Origin of the sequence: Corynebacterium auris (assembly GCF_030408575.1) — a bacterium.
Lineage (GTDB): Bacteria > Actinomycetota > Actinomycetes > Mycobacteriales > Mycobacteriaceae > Corynebacterium > Corynebacterium auris.
Map to the genome: position 1 here is coordinate 1,608,542 of NZ_CP047047.1, position 23,655 is coordinate 1,632,196.

The 23,655-nt window shown below is 66.9% G+C and carries 18 protein-coding genes; 12 read left to right on the plus strand and 6 right to left on the minus strand.

The annotated features are described in order from the left end of the window. Positions 1-12: 12 nt before the first annotated feature. Complete coding sequence (gene ctaC / locus CAURIS_RS07690) at positions 13-1,107, minus strand: aa3-type cytochrome oxidase subunit II (RefSeq protein ID WP_290341461.1); 1,095 nt, start codon at positions 1,105-1,107, stop codon at positions 13-15. A 388-nt stretch (positions 1,108-1,495) separates the two neighbouring features. Here ctaC and asnB point away from each other — a divergent pair, with 388 nt between their 5' ends. Further along, positions 1,496-3,418, plus strand: coding sequence for an asparagine synthase (glutamine-hydrolyzing) (asnB, locus tag CAURIS_RS07695; RefSeq protein ID WP_290341462.1), 1,923 nt, complete (start codon positions 1,496-1,498; stop codon positions 3,416-3,418). Positions 3,419-3,500: 82 nt separating this feature from the next. Here asnB and CAURIS_RS07700 read toward each other — a convergent pair whose 3' ends face one another. Next, positions 3,501-3,845 carry a HesB/IscA family protein gene (locus CAURIS_RS07700; RefSeq protein WP_290341463.1) on the minus strand — a complete coding sequence of 115 codons (345 nt, stop codon included), beginning with the start codon at positions 3,843-3,845 and terminating at the stop codon, positions 3,501-3,503. Positions 3,846-4,045: 200 nt separating this feature from the next. Between CAURIS_RS07700 and CAURIS_RS07705 the strand changes: the two genes are divergently transcribed. Beyond that, positions 4,046-4,738, plus strand: coding sequence for a DUF3043 domain-containing protein (locus tag CAURIS_RS07705; protein WP_290341464.1), 693 nt, complete (start codon positions 4,046-4,048; stop codon positions 4,736-4,738). 54 nt (positions 4,739-4,792) lie between these two features. Then, a complete protein-coding gene (locus tag CAURIS_RS07710; RefSeq protein ID WP_290341465.1) occupies positions 4,793-5,776 on the plus strand; it encodes a nicotinate-nucleotide--dimethylbenzimidazole phosphoribosyltransferase in 984 nt (327 codons plus the stop codon). A gap of 15 nt (positions 5,777-5,791) precedes the next feature. Here CAURIS_RS07710 and CAURIS_RS07715 read toward each other — a convergent pair whose 3' ends face one another. Beyond that, positions 5,792-6,898, minus strand: coding sequence for a branched-chain amino acid aminotransferase (locus tag CAURIS_RS07715; RefSeq protein ID WP_290341466.1), 1,107 nt, complete (start codon positions 6,896-6,898; stop codon positions 5,792-5,794). A gap of 94 nt (positions 6,899-6,992) precedes the next feature. Between CAURIS_RS07715 and CAURIS_RS07720 the strand changes: the two genes are divergently transcribed. Next, positions 6,993-8,501 carry a leucyl aminopeptidase gene (locus tag CAURIS_RS07720; protein WP_435383995.1) on the plus strand — a complete coding sequence of 503 codons (1,509 nt, stop codon included), beginning with the start codon at positions 6,993-6,995 and terminating at the stop codon, positions 8,499-8,501. 14 nt (positions 8,502-8,515) lie between these two features. Here the strand turns inward: CAURIS_RS07720 and CAURIS_RS07725 are convergent, their stop codons facing one another. Continuing rightward, positions 8,516-8,911: an oxidoreductase gene (locus CAURIS_RS07725; RefSeq protein WP_290341469.1), complete on the minus strand. Its 396-nt coding sequence runs from the start codon at positions 8,909-8,911 to the stop codon at positions 8,516-8,518. A 187-nt stretch (positions 8,912-9,098) separates the two neighbouring features. Here CAURIS_RS07725 and sucB point away from each other — a divergent pair, with 187 nt between their 5' ends. The 6 genes from sucB (at position 9,099) to lipA (ending at position 17,614) form a co-directional block, all read left to right on the plus strand. Beyond that, positions 9,099-11,225, plus strand: coding sequence for a 2-oxoglutarate dehydrogenase, E2 component, dihydrolipoamide succinyltransferase (gene sucB, locus CAURIS_RS07730; RefSeq protein WP_290341471.1), 2,127 nt, complete (start codon positions 9,099-9,101; stop codon positions 11,223-11,225). Positions 11,226-11,351: 126 nt separating this feature from the next. Then, a complete protein-coding gene (gene gcvP, locus CAURIS_RS07735; protein WP_290341472.1) occupies positions 11,352-14,231 on the plus strand; it encodes an aminomethyl-transferring glycine dehydrogenase in 2,880 nt (959 codons plus the stop codon). 10 nt (positions 14,232-14,241) lie between these two features. Then, positions 14,242-15,309 carry a glycine cleavage system aminomethyltransferase GcvT gene (gene gcvT, locus CAURIS_RS07740; RefSeq protein ID WP_290341473.1) on the plus strand — a complete coding sequence of 356 codons (1,068 nt, stop codon included), beginning with the start codon at positions 14,242-14,244 and terminating at the stop codon, positions 15,307-15,309. Between the two features lie 3 nt (positions 15,310-15,312). After that, entirely contained in the window at positions 15,313-15,699 is a 387-nt protein-coding gene (gene gcvH, locus CAURIS_RS07745) for a glycine cleavage system protein GcvH (RefSeq protein ID WP_290341474.1), read from the plus strand. A gap of 21 nt (positions 15,700-15,720) precedes the next feature. Continuing rightward, positions 15,721-16,500 (plus strand): lipoyl(octanoyl) transferase LipB, encoded by a 780-nt coding sequence (gene lipB / locus CAURIS_RS07750; RefSeq protein ID WP_290341475.1) that lies wholly within the window; start codon positions 15,721-15,723, stop codon positions 16,498-16,500. A gap of 70 nt (positions 16,501-16,570) precedes the next feature. Continuing rightward, entirely contained in the window at positions 16,571-17,614 is a 1,044-nt protein-coding gene (gene lipA / locus CAURIS_RS07755; RefSeq protein WP_290341476.1) for a lipoyl synthase, read from the plus strand. A 76-nt stretch (positions 17,615-17,690) separates the two neighbouring features. Here the strand turns inward: lipA and CAURIS_RS07760 are convergent, their stop codons facing one another. After that, positions 17,691-19,796 (minus strand): acyl-CoA dehydrogenase family protein, encoded by a 2,106-nt coding sequence (locus tag CAURIS_RS07760; RefSeq protein ID WP_290341477.1) that lies wholly within the window; start codon positions 19,794-19,796, stop codon positions 17,691-17,693. A gap of 38 nt (positions 19,797-19,834) precedes the next feature. Then, complete coding sequence (locus tag CAURIS_RS07765; protein ID WP_290341478.1) at positions 19,835-21,130, minus strand: acetyl-CoA C-acetyltransferase; 1,296 nt, start codon at positions 21,128-21,130, stop codon at positions 19,835-19,837. A gap of 228 nt (positions 21,131-21,358) precedes the next feature. On the opposite strand from CAURIS_RS07765, the gene CAURIS_RS07770 reads away from it, so the two are divergent. Both CAURIS_RS07770 and CAURIS_RS07775 read left to right on the plus strand, forming a co-directional pair. Continuing rightward, entirely contained in the window at positions 21,359-22,693 is a 1,335-nt protein-coding gene (locus CAURIS_RS07770) for a 3-oxoacyl-ACP reductase (RefSeq protein ID WP_290341479.1), read from the plus strand. Between the two features lie 4 nt (positions 22,694-22,697). Then, positions 22,698-23,651: a MaoC family dehydratase gene (locus CAURIS_RS07775; protein ID WP_290341480.1), complete on the plus strand. Its 954-nt coding sequence runs from the start codon at positions 22,698-22,700 to the stop codon at positions 23,649-23,651. Positions 23,652-23,655 lie beyond the last annotated feature (4 nt).

The window sequence follows — 23,655 nt, forward strand, 5'->3', positions numbered from 1 at the left end:
GTTCTCTCTTTCTTAGACGTTGGCGTTCGGGTCGGTGTAGTTCTCGCCGTCGCGGGTACCCGTGCGGTCGGAGTTGAACGGGCGGGTAGAGGTCGCGTACGGCTCCTGGCCGATGGACTGCAGGGCCTCGGCGTTAGTGGCCTCCGGGTTGTTGATGCGGAACTCGATGTAGTCGCGGAAGTCGTCCTGGGAGACCGCCCGGACCTCGAAGTTCATCATCGCGTGGTAGGTGCCGCACATCTCGGCGCAGCGCCCGACGAAAGCTCCCTCCCTGTCGATCTTCTCGATCTGGAAGGCGCGCTCCTGCTGGTTGTTTTCCGGGTGGGCGTAGGCGTCGCGCTTGAACAGGAACTCCGGCACCCAGAAGGCGTGGCTGACGTCGCTCGAGGCAAGTCGGAACTCGATCGGCGTATCGGTCGGCAGGACCAGTACCGGGATCTCGTCGGTCGAGCCGAGGGTCTCGATCTCGTTGAAGTTCAGGTAGGAGAGGTCACCGGCAGAGGCTCCGTGGATCGGGTTCGCGTTCTTCACGCCCTCCGGGTCGTACTTGGTCTCCTCCGCCAGAGCCTGGCGCTCGGAGTCGGTACCAACGTAGGGCTGGCCATTCGGCGCCAGGTTGGGGCCCACCTCGGCGTAGCCGAACTTCCAGTTCCACTGGAAGGCGGTGACATCGACAGTCACCTCCGGGTCCTTGTCGCGGGCTGTGACCGCGGTCTGCGCCTGCACAGTGAAGAAAAAGAGGACGAAGACGATAACGATCGGGATGATGGTGAGCACCAACTCGAGCGGCACGTTGTACTGCAGCTGCTTCGGGAATTCGTCGTTGGTCTTCTTCGCCTGCGCCTTGGCGTTCCACTTGAAGATGGCAACCAGGAACAGCACCCACATGATGATGCCGACGATCCAGGCAACCAGCCAGACCCACACCCAGAAGTTGTACACCTGGGTACCTTCCGGGGTCACCGGGTTAGGCCAGCCCATGTCCAGCACGCGCGCCAGGGCGTCCGGCGGGGCGACCTCACAGCCCGAGAGGGTAAGGCCCCCGAGCAACAGTGCGCCCGCGGCGCCGGCCTTTTTGGCAAAGCTGCGGTTGTTCACCTTGTCCACGTGTGTCTGCCTTCCTGTCCACACCTAAAAACCATCGAATGCCCATACTCGTGGCAGGAACATTCCTCCTCCGTCAGAATAGTTCATTCAACCCGCCACGTCGGAATTCCTCTCCGCCTCCATTGACGCGCGAGAAACGCGCGGGGGCGTATCGACGCCCCCGGGGCGTTCAGCGGGGACTTCCCTGCGGTTTATGCCGGTGCCGCAAGCGCAACGTAAGGCACATCACATAGCGGCTACCCTCTGGTCATTCTAAAGTTGGCCCCCTTTCGGGGACCGGCTAAAGGTGGAAAGGAAACGCCGGTGTCCGGTTCGCGGGCAGCGTGTTGAGAACCCTATTGTTTAAGGAATCACCCGCGCCCTTTATAAGAGGAGAGGTTTTTCAACAATGTGCGGTCTTCTCGCGATGCTCGCCGCGTCCGGTGACGGCTCCGACTACGTCGCTGCCGTCGAAAAGGCGCTGCCCTGCATGTACCACCGCGGCCCAGATGCCGCCGGAACCTGGAACGACAACGACGCCGTCTTTGGGTTTAACCGGCTGGCGATCATCGACATCGAGCACTCCCACCAACCCCTGCGCTGGGGTCCGGAGGATAACCCGCAGCGCTACGCGCTGACCTTCAACGGAGAGATTTACAACTACGTCGAGCTACGCGAAGAGCTTGCCGGCGCCGGCTACACCTTCACCACCAGCGGGGACGGCGAACCGATCCTCGTCGGCTACCACCACTGGGGCGCCGACGTGGTCAACCACCTGCGCGGCATGTTCGGCTTCGTCATCTGGGACACCGAGACGCGGACCATGTTTGCCGCGCGCGACCCCTTCGGCATCAAACCCCTCTACTACGCCACCACGACGGCAGGCACCGTGTTTGCCTCCGAGAAGAAGTCCATCCTGGAGATGGCGCCCCACATCGGTCTCGGGCTGGACCTTGACCACCGCGCGATCGAGCACTACGTCGACCTGCAGTACGTCCCCGAGCCGGAGAGCCTGCACGCTGAGATCCGCCGCGTCGAGTCCGGCTCCACGGTCACGCTCTCCCCCGGCGGGGAGGTCACCTCCGAGCGCTACTTCACCCCGCACTTCCGCACCGCCGCGGTCCCCGCGGACCGGGAGGAGGAGCTCTACGCGAAGATTGCCGGGGCGCTCGAGGATTCCGTCGAAAAGCACATGCGCGCGGACGTCACCGTGGGCTCCTTCCTTTCGGGCGGGATTGATTCCACGGCCATCGCTGCGCTCGCCAAGCGCCACAACCCCAATCTCTTGACCTTCACCACCGGCTTCGAGCGGGAGGGGTATTCGGAGGTCGACGTGGCCGCCGAGTCGGCGGAGGCGATCGGGGTCGAGCACATCGTGAAGATCGTCTCCCCGGAGGAGTACGCCGAGGCAATCCCGAAGATCATGTGGTACCTCGACGACCCCGTAGCCGACCCCTCGCTCGTGCCGCTGTACTTCGTCGCCCAGGAAGCGCGCAAGCACGTCAAGGTCGTGCTCTCCGGCGAGGGGGCCGACGAGCTGTTCGGCGGCTACACCATTTATAAGGAGCCGCTCTCGCTCGCTCCCTTCGAGAAACTGCCCGCCCCGCTGGCCAAGGGGCTCAACAGGCTCAGCCGCGTCCTGCCCGAGGGAATGAAGGGCAAGAGCCTGCTCGGGCGCGGCACCACCCCGATGGAGGAGCGCTACTACGGCAACGCCCGCTCGTTCAACTTCGAGCAGCTCCAGCGCGTCCTGCCGTGGGCGAAGCGAGAATGGGACCACCGCGAGGTCACCGCGCCGATCTACGCCGCCTCGACCCACATGGACCCGGTGGCCCGAATGCAGAACCTGGACCTGTTCACCTGGATGCGCGGCGACATCCTGGTCAAGGCGGACAAGATGAACATGGCGAACTCCCTCGAGCTGCGCGTGCCTTTCCTGGACAAGGAGGTCTTCGAGGTCGCGCAGACCATCCCGACGGAGCTCAAGATCGCCCACGGCACCACCAAGTACGCCCTGCGCAAGGCCATGGAGAAGATCGTCCCAGCCCACGTGTTGAACCGGAAGAAGCTCGGCTTCCCCGTCCCGATGCGCCACTGGCTCGCCGGCGACGAGCTCCACGGGTGGGCCCGGGACACGATCAACGAGTCCGAGACGGGCGACATCTTCAACAAGAAAGAGGTGCTGAAGATGCTCCAGGAGCACCGCGAGGGCTCCAGCGATCACTCACGGCGTCTGTGGACGGTGCTCGCGTTTATGGTGTGGCACGGCATCTTCGTGGAAGAGCGCATCGACCCCCGCATCGAGCGCCGGGACTACCCGGTCAAGCTCTAGCCGGGGCACCCACACATGCGACACCCCCGCTGCGCCTCCGTGGCGCGGCGGGGGTGTTCTCGTCAGGACGCGGCAGCGGACCTTAGTTGAACGAGTCGCCGCAGGCGCAGGAGCCACCCGCGTTCGGGTTGTCGATGGTGAAGCCCTGCTGCTGGATTGTGTCCGCGAAGTCGATCGTCGCGCCCATGAGGTAGGGCACGCTCATCTTGTCCACAACAAGGCGCACCCCGCCGAACTCGTCGACCTTGTCTCCGTCGAGCTCGCGGTCGTCGAAGTAGAGCTGGTAGCGCAGACCGGCGCAGCCACCGGGCTGCACTGCGATACGCAGCGAGAGATCGGTCGCGCCCTCCTGGTCCAGCAGGGCCTTCGCCTTTGCGGCGGCGGCGTCAGTGAGCGTCACGCCAGTTGCGGAAGTCGGTGCAGTCATAAAAACTCCTTGCCTACGAATGGGGCCGCTGGGAACCAGGGCCAACGTATCAGCGGCGATATGGCCGTGTGCTTTTCCGTATACGTAAAGACTACTCCTCCCGCGGGAGGAGGTCGACGGCCCGCCGCGCTGTAGGGTGCAACGTTCCCGCCCGCACCCGTATTCCCGCCGCGCACGGGGCAGCTTGTAGCCTTGGGGGCGTGAAACTTCCGTGGAAGAAAACTGATGCGTCCACAGGCCCTGCCGAGGCGGCGCCCGTCGAGCAACCGGTTGAGGAACCCGCCCCGGTGCTTCCGAAGGGCTACACCCCACCGAAGGGCCGCCCCACCCCCACGCGGCAGGAGCAAGAGATCAAGCGCGGTGTGCGCCGCGACCCCGACGCGCTCACCCCCGCCCAGCGGCGCCAGCGCGAGAAGGAACTGAAACAGAGCCTGCCCAAGGAGGAGTGGAAGGCCTACAAGCGCAAGCGCCGCGAGGAGGCTCGAGCGGCCAACAGGCAGGTGCAATCGCGTATCGACGCCGGAGACGAGCGCTACCTTTTGGAGCGCGATAAGGGCGAGGTCCGCCGCTTTACGCGCGACTGGGTGGACGCCCGCCGCTTTGCCAACAACTACGTCATGCCAGCCACCCTGGTCATGCTGCTCATCCTGCTTCTGTCCACCGTCTTCCCCCGCGCCTCCGCCGTACTTTCTTTGGTGACCATGTTCTTCATCATCGCCATCTTCGCCGAAGGCATCACTATCGGCGTGCGGGCGAACCGGGCGGCGCGTGAGCGCTTCCCCAATACGACGGAGACCGGCTTCGGCTTGGGGCTCTACGCCTTTTCCCGGGCTACCCAGCCGCGCAACTGGCGCTCCCCCAAGCCGCGCGTTGCCATCGGGGACGCCATCTAAGGCGGCGCCCCAGGCAGCACCGAACTATTACCGTCACGTGGAAAGGGCCAATCGGTGACCGAGTTCTTCTCCCCCGTTGATTCCCCCAACGGCGCCGTTTCGGCGCGCGTCACCGCCCTGCTGCGTACCACGGTGCGCGGCAGGGCGCTCGGTCGGCTCGGAGAGCTCGGCGCGTGGGTCGCCGCCTGCCAAGGCTCCGACGCGCCGTCCCCCTTCCGCCGCCCCCACGCCCTCATCGTGGCGGCCAATCACGGCATCGCCGCCCGCGGGGTCTCCGCACACTCGCCGGAATCAGTCGCCGCCCAGGCTGAGGAAATTTCTTCCGGGGCAGGCCCCGCGAACGTCGCGGCGCGCGCCGCGAACTGCTCCATCACGCTTGTCGACGACTGGCTCGCCCGCCCGTGCGGATCCATCGACGTCGAAGACGCCATGACGCCGGAGGCCTTCGCCGCCGCGCTGGCGCGCGGCCGGGATCTCGCCGACAACGCCGTCGATTCCGGCGCTGACCTCATCCTCCCCGGCGAGATCGGCGTGGGCAGCACAACGGTCTCGGCGGCCCTGTACGGTGTGTTCACCCGAACGGAGCCGGTGCTCGCCGTCGGCCGCGGCAGCGGCATCAACGACGAAGTGTGGAAGGTCAAAACCGCCGCGGTGCGCGACGCCATGTTCCGCGTCCGCCGGTTCCGCCACGACGTCGCGGGCGTGCTCACGGCGATCTCCTCCCCCGACTTCGTGGGCTTGGTGGGGCTCATCGCCCAGTCGGCGGTGCGCCGCACCCCGCTGCTTCTCGACGGCCCCTACGTCACCATGGCGGCCTACGTCGCCGAGCGCCTCGCCCCCGGCACCCGGGAGTGGCTGGTAGCGGCGCAGCTCAGCGGCGAACCGAGCCACCGCGCCTGCCATAAGGCCCTCGGGCTCAACCCAATCCTCTCCCTCGACGTGGCCACCGGGCAGGCGGCCGGGGCGCTTCTCGCACTGCCCGTCGTCAACGCCGCCGCCGAGATGGTCGGCGAAGAGGTCGCCACGCTGGGCGCCTAAGGGGTTGGCCGGGCCTTAGGCCTCCACGAGCGTTGTGTTCCACCCGTGGGTGTCCTCGGCCTCGCCCTGCTGGATCGCGCGCAGGCGCTCGCGAAGCTGCATGGTCACCTCACCGGGCTCGTTGTTGTTCACGGTGAACTCCCCGTCCCTGCTCAGCACGCGGCCGACGGGCGTCACCACGGCCGCCGTCCCGCAGGCAAGCGTTTCCGTGATCTCGCCGGAGGCGACGCCCTCGCGCCACTCGCTGACGGTGATGGGGCGCTCGTGAGCTTCGTAGCCCAAGTCGCGTGCGACCTGCAGAAGCGAGTCGCGGGTGATCCCCGGCAGCAGGGAGCCGGAGAGCGAAGGGGTGATCACGGTGGCGTCCGAGCCGCTGCCCTGGATGAACATGAGGTTCATCCCGCCCATCTCCTCGATGTACGTGCGCTCGATGGCGTCGAGCCAGACCACTTGGTCGCAGCCCTTCTCCTGCGCCTGCGCCTGAGCAAGAAGGGAAGCTGCGTAGTTGCCGGCGAACTTCGCGGCACCGGTGCCGCCAGGTGCGGCGCGGACATAGTCCTCGGAGATCCACACACTGACCGGGCTGACCCCGCCCGAGAAGTAGGCCCCGGCGGGGGACGCGATGACGTAGTAGGTGTACGTGCTAGACGGCTTGACGCCGAGGGTCTTTTCCGTGCCGATCATGAAGGGCCGCAGGTACAGCGAGGCCTCTCCCCCGGCGGCGGGGACCCAGTCGCGCTCCACGTCCACCAGCTGGCGCAGCGACTCGACGAAGAGTTCCTCCGGCAGCTCGGGCATGGCCAGGCGCTGCGCGGAGTCGCGCATGCGCCGCGCGTTGCTTTCGGGGCGGAAGGTCGAAATGGAACCGTCGGCGTGGCGGTATGCCTTCAGCCCCTCGAAGATGGCCTGCCCGTAGTGCAAGACGTTGGTGGCGGGGTCGAGCGTAATGGGCTGGTAGGGCCTCACCTGCGCGTTGTGCCACCCATTTTCTGCATCCCAGTCGATCGAGACCATGTGGTCGGTGAACTCCTGGCCGAAGGCCGGGTTGGCTAGGATCTCCTCGCGCTGCTCGGGAGTGCGCGGGGTGGAGGTTCGGGTCAAAGAAAACTGTGGCGAGGTCATGGCGGTAACAATACTCCTCGCCCGGATCGTGGGATAAGGGTCCCAAACTTGAACGTGCCCGCGTGCGGCGGCGCAGGGTAGCGTGGGAGGAACTATGTGTCCCCTAACAAGGAAAGGCGTGAGTTCATCCGTGAGTGCCACCCCCTTCGACCTGTCTTTGCCCGCCCGCGGTGAGACGGTCGACCTCCAGTTCGTCACCGCCGCGGCCTCCGACCCCGGGGCCGTGCTGATCCCGGTGTCCAAGGGCGATGACGGCCTAGAGCTTCCCGTCACCGCGCTCGGATCCACCGGGCTGCTGGAGGCTTTCGAAACAGTCGGCGCAACTGGCGCACTCGGCGAGGTCACGCGCGTCGCCCACGAGGGGCGCCTCGCCATCGCCTTCGGTCTCGGCGACTCGGAGGACATCGAGGCGGACATTGTCCGTCGCGCGGCGGGTTCGCTTGCCCGCGGCCTCAAGGGCGTCGAGCGCGCCACCATCACCACAGAGTTCGGCCTCCGCCCCATCGTGGAGGGCCTGCTTTTGGGCGGTTACACCTTCACCGGGCAGAAGACGCGTACCGAGGCGGAGGCGCAGCCGCCCCACATCGACGTCGTGGGCGAGGAATCCTCGCGCGCGGAGTTCGACCGGGCCGTCGTGGTCGCCGAGTCCACGCTGCTGACCCGCGACCTGGTCAACACCCCGTCGAACGTGCTGTACCCGGAGAGCTACGCCGGAATCATTTCTGAGGTTGCGAACCAGAGCGGGCTCGACGTCGAGGTCTTCGACGAGGGGCACCTCGCCGAGAAGGGCTTCGGCGGCCTCCTCGCGGTGGGCACGGGCTCTGCGCGCCCACCGCGCCTCGTGCACCTGTCGTGGCACCCGGCGCAGGCGGAGACCTCCGTGGCCTTGGTGGGCAAGGGCATCACCTTCGACACCGGCGGAATCTCGTTGAAGCCGGCCGCGAAGATGTGGGACATGATCTCTGATATGGGCGGCTCGGCGGCCATCGTGGGCGCGATCAGCGCCGCCGCGCGCCTCGAGGTTCCGCTGCGTATCGACGCCTGGCTTCCGCTCGCCGAGAACATGCCGTCTGGCACCGCCACACGTCCGGGCGACGTCATCACCCACTACGGTGGCATTACCTCGGAGGTTCTCAACACCGACGCGGAAGGGCGCCTCGTGCTTGCCGACGCCATCGCCCGCGCCAGCGAGGACGCCCCCGATTACCTCATCGACACCGCCACACTGACCGGTGCCCAAATGGTCGCCCTCGGCGCGCGCACCGCCGGCGTCATGGGGTCGGAGGGCTTCCGTGACCGCGTCGCCGAAATCGGCCGCGGCGTCGGCGAAGCAGGATGGGCGATGCCACTGCTGGAGGAGCACGAAGAACAGCTGAAATCGCCCGTCGCGGACATCCGCAACATCAGCGACTCCCGGGATGGCGGCATGCTCTTCGCAGGCCTCTACCTGTCCCGCTTCGTCGCGGAGGGAACGCAGTGGGCCCACATCGACGTCGCCGGCCCCGCCTGGAACTCCGGCTCCGCGTGGGGTTACACCCCGAAGCGGGCTACCGGCGCCCCGGTGCGCACCATCGTGGAGACGCTGACGGAGCTGTCGCGCTAGCTTAATCCGCTGAGTCAGCCGTAGGGGTTCTCGCCGCGCTCGAAACGGGCGCGGCGCTTCTTCTGCTCGGCCCGCCTGCGGAGGATACGGTCTCGCTCCATCCGCTTGCGCATTCTCTCGGGGTAACCGGTCTCCTCGACGTCGTAAAGCGAAATGCCCAGCAGCTTGGCCACGGCGTCGATTCCCTTGGGCCCGCCGATGCGGCGCCTCGTGAACTCGCCGTTTTCATCGACGAGGACTACCGACATCTCGTTGACCACCGTTTCGGGCTCGACAAAGCCCTCGACGAACACCCTTCCCTCGACCCACTGCTTCAGGTAAGCGGCATCGTCGCTGCGGATCGTGTCCCCGGGGGCGCGCGGAGGTTTCAGCGAGGAGGAGTTCTTGCGGTTGCCGAAAAGGTTGAACACCTCGCTCATCATACGGAACGCGCTTCCCCGGAGCCCCGACAACCCGGTTGACTTCCTGCGGGTTCGCTTCCCGCGAGGTGTCTGCGCCCCGCCCTCAACACGACCCGGGGTTAGCGGGTACTCTAAGGCCTTGTAGCTTCCGCTTGGAAATGAACCCGTGAAAACAAACCGAGGAGACAAGAAAGACATGGCTCACTCCGTAGAGATGCCCGAGCTGGGCGAATCGGTCACAGAAGGCACCATTACCACGTGGCTGAAGTCCGTCGGCGATACCGTTGAGGCCGACGAGCCACTGCTCGAGGTCTCCACCGACAAGGTCGACACCGAGATCCCCTCCCCGGTTTCCGGCGTTCTCCTGGAGATTAAGGCCGAGGAAGACGACACGGTCGACGTCGGCGAGGTCATCGCGATCATCGGTGAGGAGGGCGAAGAGGCCGAGGCGTCCGGCGACGATTCTGACGCAGATTCCGCAGAGGATACTGCCGGGGACGACGAAGAATCCGCAGCCGAGGACAAGGATGACGAGTCCGAGAGCGAGCCGAAGAAGAAATCGAGCGGCTCCGCCACCGACGTCGAGATGCCCGAGCTCGGCGAATCCGTTACTGAAGGCACCATCACCACCTGGCTGAAGTCCGTCGGCGACACCGTCGAGGTCGACGAGCCCCTGCTCGAGGTCTCCACCGACAAGGTCGACACCGAGATCCCCTCCCCCGTTGCCGGCACACTCGTTGAAATCCTCGCGGAAGAGGACGACACCGTCGAGGTCGGCGCCGTCATCGCCCGCGTTGGAGATGCCGACGCTGCGGAGGAGTCGGACGCGTCCGAGGAGCCGGCGGCCGAGGAGACCGCCGACAATGATTCGGAAAACAAGGAGTCGGAAAATAAGGAGTCGGAGGACAAGTCCGAGGAGACCAAGGAAGCCAGGCCGGAGCCGAAGAAGAAGTCCGCCGGCGCCTCCACCGACGTCGAGATGCCCGAGCTCGGCGAGTCCGTCACCGAGGGCACCATCACTACCTGGCTGAAGTCCGTCGGCGACCTCGTCGAGGTCGACGAGCCCCTGCTCGAGGTCTCCACCGACAAGGTCGACACCGAGATCCCCTCCCCGGTCGCCGGTACGGTCCTTGAAATCCTCGCGGAAGAGGACGACACCGTCGAGGTCGGCGCCGTCATCGCCCGTGTTGGAGATGCCGAGGAGGCCGAGGAATCGGACAGCCCCAAGCAGGACGAGCCGGAGGAGTCTGAGGCCGAGAAGTCCGAGGCCGACAAGGACGCGGCCAAGGAACCTGAGAAGAAGGAGCCTGCGGAGAAGAAGGACGCGGAGGACAAGCAGGACGAAAAGAAGTCCGGCAGCGACGAGAAGGTCCCCTATGTGACCCCGCTCGTGCGCAAGCTGGCGGAGAAGCACGGGGTGGACCTCAACGCGATTGAGGGCACCGGCGTGGGCGGTCGCATTCGCAAGCAGGACGTGCTCGCCGCGGCCGAGGGCGGATCCTCTGAGTCGGGCTCCACGCAGGAGGCGTCCTCCTCCCAGCCGGAGGAGAAGGGCCCGCGCGCCAACTGGTCCACCAAGTCGGTCGACCCCTCGAAGGAAGATCTGATCGGCACCACCAAGAAGGTGACCCGCATCCGCGAGATCACGGCCTCCACGATGGTCGACTCGCTGCGCACCACCGCGCAGCTGACGCACGTCCAGGAAGTCGACGTCACCCGGGTCGCCGAGCTGCGCAAGAAGGTCAAGCCGCGCTTCCAGGAGAAGCACCAGGTCAACATCACCTACCTGGCCTTCTTCGTCAAGGCGGCGGCCGAGGCGCTCGTTTCCCACCCGAACGTCAACGCCTCCTTCAACGCGGAGGAAAAGGAGATCACGTACCACTCCGACGTGAACATCGGAATTGCCGTGGACACGCCGCAGGGCCTGCTCGTCCCGGTGATCAAGAAGGCGCAGGAGCTCAACCTGGCCGAGATCGCCAAGGCCATCGCGGACCTGGCCGACCGCGCACGCAACAAGAAGCTGCGCCCGGACGACATCGCCGGCGCAACCTTCACGGTCACCAACATCGGCTCCGAGGGCGCTCTGCTGGACACCCCGATCCTCACCCCGCCGCAGGCCGGTATCCTTGGCACGGCCGCGATTGAGAAGCGCCCCGTCATCGTCACCGAGGACGGCATCGACTCCATCGCGATCCGCCAGATGTGCTACCTGCCGTTCACCTACGACCACCAGCTGGTCGACGGCGCGGACGCAGGACGCTTCGTGTCCACCATCAAGGACCGCATCGAGGCAGGCGACTTCGAATCGGACCTCGACCTGTAGGCGATTTCCCCGCCTCATGAGGTGACCCGGCAGCAAACGCTGCCGGGTCACCTTTTTTGCGCCGCGATGTCCGGCGGGCCGATACACTGGAATGTGAATCCACCCCCGCGACGCAAGGAGTACGTCTTGGATTACATTTCCCGACACATCGGCCCCGACGCCGACGAGCAACAGGAGATGCTCTCGACTCTGGGATACGACAGTCTGGAGGCGCTGGTCGATGCTGCAATGCCTCCCGGGATCAAGGCCACGAAGCCGATCTCGCTGCCGGCCCCGCTCAGCGAGGCCGAGGCACAGAACCGTCTGCGTGAGCTGGCGGGCAAGAACACCGTCCTCAAGGCCTTCTACGGCCAGGGCTTCTCCTCCACACTCACCCCGCCCGTCATCCGCCGCGGTGTCGTCGAGGACGCCGGCTGGTACACCGCGTACACCCCGTACCAGCCCGAGATCTCCCAGGGCCGCCTCGAGGCGCTGCTCAACTTCCAGACCATGGTCCAGGACCTGACGGGGCTTGACGTGGCCAACGCCTCGCTTCTCGACGAAGCCTCCGCCACCGCCGAGGCCGTCGGCCTCATGTCGCGCGCCGTGCGCAAGGGCCGCCGCGTGCTTCTCGACGCCCGACTCCACCCCCAGGTCATTGCCGTCGCGGCGGAGCGCGCCCGCGCCATCGACCTCGAGGTCGAGGTGGTCAACCTCGCCGACGGCGTCGTCGGCGAGGACCTCGTCGGCGCCGTGCTGGCGTACCCGGGCACCGAGGGCGACATCACTGACCCGCGCCCCGTCATCGAGGCCATCCACGAGCGCGGCGGCCTGGTCGCCGTCGACTCCGACATCCTCGCGCTGACTCTCCTCGAGGCGCCCGGCGCCCTCGGCGCCGACATCGCGGTGGGCACCACCCAGCGCTTCGGCGTACCGCTGTTCTACGGCGGCCCGCACGCCGCCTACATGGCGGTGGCCGACAAGCTCAAGCGCCAGCTGCCGGGCCGCCTCGTCGGCGTCTCCGTCGATGCAGAGGGCTACCCCGCCTACAGGCTGGCGCTGCAGACTCGCGAGCAGCACATCCGCCGCGAGCGCGCGACCTCCAACATCTGCACCGCCCAGGCGCTTCTCGCGGTCACCGCCTCTATGTACGCCGTCTACCACGGCCCCGAAGGGCTGAAGGAGATCGCCCGCGCCGTCCACGACCGCGCGAGCCGCTTCGCGGACGCGGTCTCCGAGGGCACCGTCGTCCACGACAAGTTCTTCGACACAGTCACCGTCGAGGTCCCGGACCGCGCCACCGAGATCAAGAACTCCCTCGCTGAGCAGGGATACCTCGTGCGCTCCATCGGCTCCGACAAGGTCGTGGTGAGCTTCGGCGAGGACACCTCGGACGAGGACCTCGAGGTGCTCGCCCGCGCCTTCGGCGGCGAGGTCTCCTCCGAGGCCTCCGCACGACTGCCCGAGGCGCTCGTCCGCGAGACGGAGTTCCTCACCCACGAGGTGTTCAACACCATCCACTCCGAAACCCAAATGATGCGCTACATCCGCGAGCTGGGCGACAAGGACCTCGCGCTGGACCGCACCATGATCCCGCTGGGGTCGTGCACGATGAAGCTCAACCCCACCGCGGGCCTCGAGGCCATCACGTGGCCGGGCTTTGCCAACGTGCACCCGTTCACCCCGGACGAGTACGCGGAGGGCTGGCTCGAGCTCATCGGCGAGCTCACCGACTGGCTCGTCGAGCTCACCGGCTACGCCGCCGTGTCCGTCCAGCCCAACTCCGGCGCCACGGGCGAGCTCGCCGGGCTGCTGGCGATCCGCCGCTACCACGTCGCCAACGGCGACAACGAGCGCGACATCTGCCTCATCCCCGCCTCCGCGCACGGCACCAACGCGGCGTCCGCGACGCTGGCCAACCTCCGCGTCGCCGTGGTCAAGACCGCGCCCGACGGCTCCATCGACATCGAGGACCTCGACGCGAAGCTGGAGAAGCACGGCGACCACGTCGCGGCGATCATGCTCACCTACCCCTCCACGCACGGCGTGTACGAGGACACCGTGCAGACGGTTGCGGACAAGGTGCACGCCGCCGGCGGGCAGGTCTACATCGACGGCGCAAACATGAACGCGCTGGCCGGCATCGCCCGCCCGGGTGATTTCGGTGGCGACGTCAGCCACCTGAACCTGCACAAGACGTTCACCATCCCCCACGGCGGCGGTGGCCCGGGCGTCGGCCCGATCGGCGTCGCCGAGCACCTCGTGCCCTTCCTGCCCGCGGACCCGCAGGTCTCTCGCGAGGAGGCCGGGGCGGAGATCCCGACGGGCGAGGGCGTTCCCATTTCCTCGACAACCTACGGCTCCGCCGGTGTACTGCCGATCTCCTGGTCCTACCTCGCGATGAGCGGTGCGGAGGGCCAAAAGAGCGCCACCGAACACGCCGTGCTCAGCGCGAACTACCTCGCCCACGAGCTGCGTGACTCCTTCCCGGTCCTCTACACCGGGGACAACGGCCTCGTTGGTCACGAGTGCATTCTCGACCTCAACGGCATCGCCAAGGAGTCCGGGGTGACGGCGACGGACGTCGCGAAGCGGCTCGTCGACTACGGCTTCCACGCGCCGACCCTCGCCTTCCCCGTGGCCGGCACCCTCATGGTCGAGCCGACCGAGTCCGAGGACTTGGCGGAACTCAAGCGCTTCGTCGAGGCGATGCGCGCCATCCATGCCGAGGCGCAGGAGATCATCGACGGAAAGATCGAGTACGAAAAGTCCGTCGTGCACAACGCGCCGTACACCGCGCTGAGCGTCTCCCGCTCGGAGTGGCCGTACGAGTTCAGCCGCGAGCAGGCCGCCTACCCGGTCGAGGGGCTGATCCACCGCAAGTACTTCCCGCCGGTGCGCCGCATCGACGAGGCTTACGGCGACCGCAACCTGGTCTGCTCCTGCCCTCCGCCGGAGGCCTTCGACATCGAGCCGGAGCCCGTCGAGGAAGTCGACGTCACCGTCAGCGAAGAAAACAAGAAGTAAAGGAACCCACATGCCAGAAACACCCCTGCACGCAGCACACGAGAAGCTCGGCGCCTCCTTCACCGATTTCGGTGGCTGGACCATGCCTCTGAAGTACGGCTCCGAGCTCGAGGAGCACCGCGCGGTGCGCAACGACGTCGGCATCTTCGATCTGTCCCACATGGGCGAGATCGAGGTCACCGGCCCGGACGCCGGCGCGTTCCTCGACTACACGCTGATCTCCTCGATCTCGAAGCTGAAGGTCGGCAAGGCGAAGTACTCCATGATCGTCAACGAGGAAGGCGGCATCCTCGACGACCTGATCTCCTACCGCCTGGAGGACAACCGCTTCCTGGTCGTCCCCAATGCCGCCAACACCGAAACCGTGTGGCTCGCCTTCCAGGCGCGCGCGGAGAACTTCGATGTCGAGCTGCGCAACCGCAGCGTCGAGATCGGCATGGTCGCAGTCCAGGGCCCGCGGGCACTCGAGGTCATCGAGCCGCTTCTCGACGCCTCCCCCGCCGACCTGTCCTACTACTCGGCGGCTGAGATGAAGCTCAACGGCGTCGACGTCATCGTCGCCCGCACCGGCTACACCGGTGAGGACGGCTTCGAGCTCTACGCCAGCTTCGCCGACACCCCGACGGTGTGGGACGCCGTCGTGGGCGCCGGCACGCCCTGTGGTCTCGCCTCCCGCGACTCTCTACGCCTCGAGGCAGCCATGCCGCTCTACGGCCAGGAGCTGACCACCGACATCACGCCGGTGGAGGCTGGGATGGGGCGCGCCTTCGCCAAGAAGGAGGCCGACTTCGTGGGCAAGGACGCCCTCACCGGGCGCGAGGCCTCCGTGGTCATCGCTGGCCTGACCTCCTCCGAGCGCCGCGCTGCGCGCGAGGGCGCCGAGGTCTACCTCGGCGAGGAGAAGATCGGCGTGGTCACCTCCGGCCAGCCTTCGCCCACCCTCGGATACCCCATCGCACTGGCCCACCTGGCGCCGGATCGCGCCGAGGTGGGAACTGACGTCGAAATTGACATCCGCGGACGCCGCTATCCGTTTACTATCAGTGAGACCCCCTTCTACACACGAAAGGATGCCTAAGCCATGGCACTGAACGAGGACTTCTCCTACACCGAGGACCACGAGTGGATCAACTCCACCGCCGACGCCGCAGTGGGCTCGACCGTCCGCATCGGCATCACCGACGTCGCCGCCGAGCGCCTCGGTGAGGTCGTCTTCGCCGACCTGCCGCAGGTCGGCGACGAGATCACCGTGGGCGAGACCTGCGGTGAGATCGAGTCCACCAAGTCGGTCTCCGACCTCTACGCGCCGGTATCCGGCACCGTGACCGCCGTCAACGAAGCGATCGACGGCAACTTCGAGGTCATCAACAACGATCCCTACGGCGAAGGCTGGCTCTTCGAGGTCGAGGTCAGCGAGGTTGGCCCGCTGCTGACCGCGGCCGAGTACGCCGAGCAGAACGGCCTCTAAGAACGGACTAAAGTGTGGGGTATGACTGCCCCACGCGATCCGTTCTTCCCCGCCGACCTTTCCATCCGAGCCTCACAAGCGCCGCTCGACGTGCGCGATGTGGGGCTCGTGGACTATGAAGAGGCGTGGCAGGTGCAGGCCGACCTGGCTGCCAAACGCGGCCGCGACGAGATCGGTGACACCGTCCTTGTCCTCGAGCACCCCTACACCTACACCGCCGGCAAGCGTACCCAGCCCTCGGACATGCCTGACGACGGCTCCCCCGTGGTCCAGGTCGACCGCGGCGGGCGGATCACGTGGCACGGCGAGGGGCAGCTCGTGGTCTACCCCATCATCAGGCTCGCCGAGCCGGTGGACGTGGTCGACTACGTCCGCCGCCTCGAGGAGGCCATCATCGCCACCGTGCGCGGGGCGGGAGTGACCGCCGCGGGGCGTATCGACGGCCGCTCGGGCGTGTGGGTCCCCTCCACTGCCCCGGCTAGCGACCCGGCCGCCCCGTCGCGCGACCGCAAGATTGCTGCACTGGGCATCCGCATCACCCGTGGAGTCACCATGCACGGGCTGGCCCTGAACTGCAACAACACCTTGGAGGCCTACGGCCACATCATCGCCTGCGGGATCGACGACGCGGACGTGACCACGATGAGCCTGGAGCTCGGCCGCGACGTGCCCACCTCCGAGCTCAAGAAGCCGCTTATCGAACACCTCGACAGCGCCCTCGCCGGCGAGCTGGCCGTTGCCGACCACACCTTTGCGTCTGCGCCCGATCCTTCCAAGGGCCTGCGGCGCAGTGATGTCTAGAGGATGAGGGGATGTCGGGGGATTTCCCGGCGTGCTCGACTCTGCTTGACACGCCAGCTACGGTGGAAGTGTGACTGTTGCACCAGAAGGCCGCAAGCTCCTCCGAGTGGAGATGCGTAACGCCCAGACCCCCATCGAGCAGAAGCCGCGCTGGATCCGCAACGCGGTAAAAACCGGTCCCGAGTTCGAGGACATGAAGAAGCGTGTGAAGGGAGCCTCCCTTCACACCGTGTGCCAAGAGGCGGGGTGCCCCAATATCCACGAGTGTTGGGAATCCCGCGAGGCAACCTTCCTCATCGGTGGCGCGAACTGCTCTCGGCGCTGCGATTTCTGCCAGATCAACTCCGCCAAGCCGGAGCCGCTCGACCGCGGCGAGCCGCAGCGCGTGGCCGAGTCCGTGCGCGAGATGAACCTCAATTACTCCACCATCACGGGCGTCACCCGCGACGACCTGGAGGACGAGGGCGCCTGGCTCTACGCCGAGGTCGTGCGCAAGATCCACGAGCTGAACCCGCACACGGGGGTAGAGAACCTCACCCCGGACTTCTCGGGTAAGCCGGACCTGCTCCAGGAGGTCTTCGAGGCCCGCCCGGAGGTTTTTGCCCACAACGTCGAGACGGTGCCGCGTATTTTCCGCCGTATCCGGCCCGCGTTCCGCTACGACCGCTCGCTGGACGTCATCCGCCAGGCGCGGGACTTCGGGCTGATCACCAAGTCGAACCTCATCCTCGGTATGGGTGAGACCCGCGAGGAGGTCCTCGAGGCGCTCCAGGACCTCGTCGACGCCGGCACCGACATCATCACCATCACCCAGTACCTGCGCCCCGGCCCGCAGTTCCACCCGATCGAGCGCTGGGTGAAGCCGGAGGAGTTCATCGAGTACCGCGACGCGGCCTACGAGATGGGCTTCGGCGCGGTCATGTCGGGCCCGCTCGTGCGCTCTTCCTACCGCGCGGGCAAGCTCTACGTGGAGGCGATGAGGCACCGCGGCCTCGAGCTGCCGGAGAACCTGCTGCACCTGGCGGAGACCTCTCAGGGCGATACCGCCCAGGAGGCCTCGACCCTGCTGAACAAGTATGGTCCCTCCCAGGACACCCCCGTGGTGACGCGCTAGTTTTCTCCCCCACCGCTTAACGAAGCGCCCCGCTGCCGGTTACCGGCGGCGGGGCGCTTCTGTGTGTGCTGGGCGGCTAGCTCAGGTCGGTGCCGCCATTGACCATCATCGGCCGGTCGAGGACGACCTCCGGGATCTTGAAGGCGTCAACGAGCACCTCGGACCAGGGCCCGAGCGAATCCACCAGGTCGTTGATCGCGGCCTTCGCCGCCTTGAGGCGGCCGGACGGCAGAACGTTGTGCTCCTGGTACCAGTCGGCGTAGGTGGTAATGGTGTCCAGCACGAACAGGTGGCGGACCTGCTCGAAAACGGCGCGTGCCGGGGAGCCTTCGGGCAGCTCCTGCTCCGTCTCGATCATGGCCTGCACCATCATGCGGTCACCGTAGGCCACCGCGGCCGCCAGCAGGTGGTCCTGGGCGCGGTCGATGACCTTCGCGGCCTCGGCACGCTCCATCTTGCGGGCCACCTGGACGCGGCGGACCAGGGAGTTGAGCACCTGCTCCTCGCGCGTTTGGACCACTCGCAGCTGGGTTTCGGCGTCGAAAAGCGAATCCGTGCCGGTCACTCGGTCCTGGAGGGACTGGACGCTGGCGGCGATGCCGGAACGGCGGGTGAGGATGTCGCCGACGTTCGCGGCCACGAAGCGGGCCATGCCGAAGGGGGACATCTCGGAGACTTCCTTGCCGTAGGCCGTGAGCAGGTTCTTGCCCACGAACTGGCGCAGGATGATGTCGTCGCCCTCGAAGGTGGTGAAGATGTCCACGTCGGCACGGAACGTCGTCAGCAGGTTCTCCGACATGAAGCCGGCGCCGCCGCAGGTCTCGCGGCACTCCTGGAGGGTGGCGTTGGCGTGCGTGGAGGCCGTCGCCTTGAAGATCGCGGCGAGCGACTCCATCTCGCGGTCGGCGCGGTCCTGCTCGTCGCTCGGCTGCGCGGGGTTCCAATCGCCGTTGATCTGCGCGTTGGTCTGCTCCTGGTAGCGGTCGAGCAGCTTGTTCTGGAACACGGCCAGCGCGTAGGACTTCGCCAGCGGAATGAGCAGGCGGCGGCGGTGCACGCGGTAATCGATCAGGCGGGATTCCTGGCCCTCGTCGCCCGCCTCGAACTGGCGGCGGACGTTGGCGTATTTGACGGCGATAGCCAGCCCGGCGCGGGTGGCGCCGGCGGCCGAGGCGCCCACGCCGAGGCGGCCGCGAACGAGGGTGCCCAGCATGGTGAAGAAGCGGCGGTTCTTGGACTTGATCGGGGATGTGTAGGTCCCGTCTTCGGTAACGTCGGCGAAGCGGTTGAGCAGGTTCTCGCGCGGGACGCGGACGTTGTCGAAGGTGATCATGCCGTTGTCCACGCCGAGCAATCCGCCCTTGTGGCCGTGGTCGGTGCACGTGACGCCCTCGACGGGGGATCCGTCGTCCTCCCGGATGCGCACGATGATGCAGTGCACGCCCTTCGATTCCTCGGAGTCCGGGGTGTAGAGCTGGGCGAAGACAGCGGCCCAGCGGCCGTCGCGCGCCGCGTTGCCGATGTAGGCCTTCTTGGAACCCGGGGTCGGCGAGTTAACCACGAATTCCTGGGTCTCAGGATCGTACGTGGCAGTGGTCTCGATCTGCTGCACGTTGGAGCCGTGGCCGATTTCGGTCATGGCGAAGCAGCCCAGCATCGACAGGTCCATGGCCCCCTGCGCGAACTTGATGTGGCGCTCGGTGCCGAGCGCGTCGACGGCGCCACCCCAGAGGCCGAACTGGACGCCGGACTTGATGCAGGCGGAGGCGTTGATCTGCGCGATCAACTCGAGGGAGGACACACCCGCCGCGACCTCGCCGTCGCCGCCGTTGAGCGGCGAGAAGGACCCCTGAATGTTGCCCGAGGCGGCGATGGCCTGGACGTTTTTCAGGTTGTTCTCGCGGATTTCCTCCAGCGTGCCGTCGATCTTGGGCAGCAGGTCCGGGTTGTTCAGCAGCGGGCGGACGGATTCCTTGCGCGCCTTGTAGTTGCCGTCGAGAATATCCGCGAGGTCCGCCACGGCGGAGTGGTCCGGGATGGACGGCAGGGCAGCCGGCTGGTTCTTCTCCGGCTTCGCCTGGGCCTTCTTCTGGTCGACCTTAGTGCCATCGACGTGGTCCGTGACATCGGTGGTAACGGCCGCGGAAGTGGTGTCGGTGGTGTCCTTGGTGGGGGTAGACATAGTGTCTCCTTTCGGGGGTTGACGCGTGTGTTACAGGCTTAGCGCTCGATGATGGCCACAACGCCCTGGCCGCCTGCGGCGCAGACGGAGATGAGGGTGCGCCCTCCTCCGTTGTCCACGAGGTTCTTCGCGGCGCTGGCGAGGATGCGCGCGCCCGTCGCGGCGAATGGGTGCCCGGCTGCAAGGGAGGAGCCCTTGACGTTGAGCTTGGAGCGGTCGATGGGGCCCAGCGGCTTATCCAGGCCGAGGCGGTCGCGGCAGTAGGCGCCGTCCTCCCACGCGGCGAGGGTGGCCAGGACCTGGGAGGCGAAGGCCTCGTGGATCTCGTAGAAGTCGAAGTCCTGCAGGGTCAGGCCGTTGCGCTCGAGCAGGCGCGGCACGGCGTAGGTCGGCGCCATGAGAAGGCCGTCGGGGCCGTTGACGAAGTCGACGGCGGCGATTTCAGAGTCAACGATCCAGGCCTGCGGCTCCAGGCCTCGCTCCTGCGCGTAGTCCTCGGAGCCGAGGAGGACGGCGGCGGCGCCGTCGGTCAGCGGGGTGGAGTTACCGGCGGTCATGGTCGCGGTGCCGCCGTGCTGGATGGCGTCTTTCTTGCCGAAGACGGGCTTGAGCTTCGCCAGCTTCTCGACGGTGGAGTCGGGGCGCAGGTTGGTGTCGCGCTGCACGCCGAGGTACGGGGTGATCAGGTCGGTGAAGAAGCCTTCCTCATACGCCTTAGCCAGGTTCTGGTGGGAGGCCGCGGCGAGCTCGTCCTGGGCCTCGCGGGAGATCTCGAACTCGCGGGCGGTGATCGCCGCGTGCTCACCCATGGACAGCCCGGTACGGGGCTCGCCGTTGCGCGGCTGGGCGGGGGCGAGCTGGCTGGGGCGCACCGAGCCGAGCAGCTTCACCTGGTCGAGGGGCTTTTTCGCCTGGGACGCCTTGATCAGGGTCTTGCGCAGATCGTCGTTGACCGCCAGAGGGGCGTCGGATGTGGTGTCGGAGCCGCAGCCGATGCCGGATTCGATACGGCCCAGCGCGATTGCGTCCGCGACCTGGATCGCGGAGGTCAGGCTCGTGCCGCAGGCGTGCTGCAGGTCGAACGCGGGCGTCGTGGGCGCGAGGGCGGAGCCGAGCACGGACTCGCGGACGAGGTTGAAGTCGCGGGAGTGCTTGAGCACTGCGCCGCCCACGACGGAGCCGAGGCGCTCGTCCTGCAGGCCGTAGCGGGCGACGAGGCCATCGAGGGCCGCGGTGAGCATGTCCTGGTTGGAGGCGTCTGCGTACTCTTTGTTGGAGCGGGCGAAGGGGATGCGGTTACCGCCGAGGACGGCGACCTTGCGGGGCTGGTTCACGTGCGCGTTCCTTACTTGTTGGGGCAGGTCATGGGTGGTCTGCGGGGACCCGAGGATAACCGGAAGTGATGGATACTCGGTGTACCGTACATTACAGTTATCGTTGTACCGTAAGCTACATCACGAACGAAACAAATTCGTAGTGTTAACACTATTCTACGGGATTTGTCTCGTCCGTTAAGACGTTGTCCAAGACCTGTCTCACAACCCCACGCTAAGGAGAAACACGTGTCCAAACAGGGCCTCCTGGAAAAGCTCATCAACTCCCCCCTTGCGGCTAAGGCCGGTGTGCCGCAGGGCTTCCCGCTGCGCCGCTACAAGCAGGGCGAACCCCTCCTGCACGGCCCGGTCGTCGTCGGCGGAAAAGGCCGCCTGAGCGAGGCGCTGACCGCCGCCCTGGAGGGGCCCTACAAGCTGCTCAAGGCTGAAGCCGACACCCCCCGCGCCGGCATCGTCTTCGACGCCACCGGGATCACGGCCCCCGAGCAGCTCAACCAGCTCCACGAGTTCTTCCACCCGCAGCTGCGCAAGGTGGCGGACAACGCCCGCCTAGTTGTTGTGGGCACCACGCCCGAGCTCCTCGACGACGCCGACGCCCGCATCGCCGCCCGCGCGCTAGAGGGTTTCACCCGTTCCCTGGCTAAGGAGATGCGCAAGGCCGCCACCGTGCAGCTCGTCTACGTCGACCCCGCCGTTAGCTCCGAGAACTTCCAGGGAGTCGAGTCCACGCTGCGCTTCTGCCTGTCCGGCAAGTCTGCCTACGTCGACGGCCAGGTCATCCGCGTCACCGCGGCTGCGGCCGAGGCGCCCGCTGACTGGGAGAAGCCTTTGGCCGGGCGCCTCGCAGTGGTCACCGGCGCCGCTCGCGGCATCGGCGCCGTCATCGCCGAGGTTCTGGCCCGCGACGGCGCCAAGGTCATCTGCATCGACATCCCGCAGGCCGGCGAGGGCCTGGCCGCGACCGCGAACAAGGTGAAGGGCACCGCCCTACCGCTCGACGTCACCGACCCCACCGCCGCCGAGCAGATCGCCCGCCACGCCGAGGAGCGCTACAAGCAAAAGGTGGACGTGGCGGTCCACAACGCCGGCGTGACCCGCGACAAGCTTCTGGCCAACATGGACGAATCCCGCTGGAACATGGTGCAGTCCATCAACCTCGTCGCCCCGGTTCGGATTACCGAAAAGCTCATCGAGCTCGGCGCGCTCGGCGAGACGCCCGCCATCATCGGTGTTTCGTCCACCTCCGGCATCGCCGGCAACCGCGGCCAAACCAACTACGCCACGACGAAGGCCGGCATCATCGGCTTCGTCGACGCACTCTCCGGCTCCGTCGCTGAGCTCGGCGGCAACCTCAACGCCGTCGCCCCCGGCTTCATCGAGACCGACATGACCGCCGCAATGCCCACCGGCCCCCGCGAGATCGGCCGCCGGATCAACTCGATGCAGCAGGGCGGGCGCCCCATCGACGTCGCTGAGGCCGTGGCCTTCTTCGCCGCCGGCGCCTCCACCGCCGTCAATGGCAACACGCTGCGCGTGTGCGGCCAGAGCATCCTGGGGGCGTAGGGCCGTGAGCACCGTAAACAGCCTCAAGTACGAAACCCTGGGCGCGATCCCCGACCTGCGCTCGGTGACCCGCAAGATCATCGCGGGCATGCTCCCCGTCGTGGGCACGACGCACGTCGCGGAGAAGGACCCGGCCTCGCGCCTCGAGGTGCGCGGAGTCACCGTCAGTGCCGCCGACCTCGCCTCCTACACGCGCGCAACGGGCCTGCGCCTGGGCAACGAGCTCCCGCCGACCTACCCCTTTGTCATCGGTTTCCCCGTCACGATGGAACTGATGAGCCGCGCGGACTTCCCCTTCGCCCCGACGGGTGCGGTCCACGTGGCCAACGTCATCGAGCAGGAGCGCGCGCTACGGGTCGACGAGACCTTCACGTTCCGCATCCACGCCGATAACCTGCGCCCGCACCGGAAGGGCCTGCTCGTCGACATCGTCACCGACGTCTTTGTCGAGGGCGAATCCGACAGCGAGCCGGTGTGGACCCAGCGCGCGACCATGCTGTCCAAGGGCGCGAAGTTTGCCAAGTCCGCCCCAGTCAGCGTGACCACACGCGGTCTTGACGACGCCCGTTCGTTCGACCGGCCAGAGGTTCCTGAAGTGGCGGCCAACGCACAGTGGACATGGACCCGCGACAATGTCCGCGCCTACGTCAAGGCGTCCGGCGACGCCAACCCGATTCACACCTCGACGCTCGGCGCGAAGGCGTTTGGCTTCCCGGGCGTCATTGCGCACGGGATGTTCTCCGCCGCCTCCGTGCTTTCCCTGCTGGAGGGCACTCTGGGTGGGCCGCTGCGGTACACGGTGGAGTTCCATCAGCCGGTCGTCGTTCCGGCGCGCGTATCCGCGTGGGCGCTGGGCGATAGCGAGGGAGCTCCGGCTGGCGCAACTAGCATCGAGCTGCGCAGCGCCTCGAAGCCGGAAAAGCTTCACCTGTACGCGCAGGTCGAGCGCCTTAGCTAGCACG

Bases quoted from the DNA above. Each gene is read 5' to 3' on its own strand.
- CAURIS_RS07720 (WP_435383995.1), top strand. From the start codon at position 6,993: ATGTGTCCCCTAACAAGGAAAGGCGTGAGTTCATCCGTGAGTGCCACC.
- CAURIS_RS07760 (WP_290341477.1), bottom strand. From the start codon at position 19,796: ATGTCTACCCCCACCAAGGACACCACCGACACCACTTCCGCGGCCGTT.
- CAURIS_RS07700 (WP_290341463.1), bottom strand. From the start codon at position 3,845: ATGACTGCACCGACTTCCGCAACTGGCGTGACGCTCACTGACGCCGCC.
- sucB (WP_290341471.1), top strand. From the start codon at position 9,099: ATGGCTCACTCCGTAGAGATGCCCGAGCTGGGCGAATCGGTCACAGAA.
- lipB (WP_290341475.1), top strand. From the start codon at position 15,721: ATGACTGCCCCACGCGATCCGTTCTTCCCCGCCGACCTTTCCATCCGA.
- asnB (WP_290341462.1), top strand. From the start codon at position 1,496: ATGTGCGGTCTTCTCGCGATGCTCGCCGCGTCCGGTGACGGCTCCGAC.
- gcvH (WP_290341474.1), top strand. From the start codon at position 15,313: ATGGCACTGAACGAGGACTTCTCCTACACCGAGGACCACGAGTGGATC.
- CAURIS_RS07715 (WP_290341466.1), bottom strand. From the start codon at position 6,898: ATGACCTCGCCACAGTTTTCTTTGACCCGAACCTCCACCCCGCGCACT.
- gcvT (WP_290341473.1), top strand. From the start codon at position 14,242: ATGCCAGAAACACCCCTGCACGCAGCACACGAGAAGCTCGGCGCCTCC.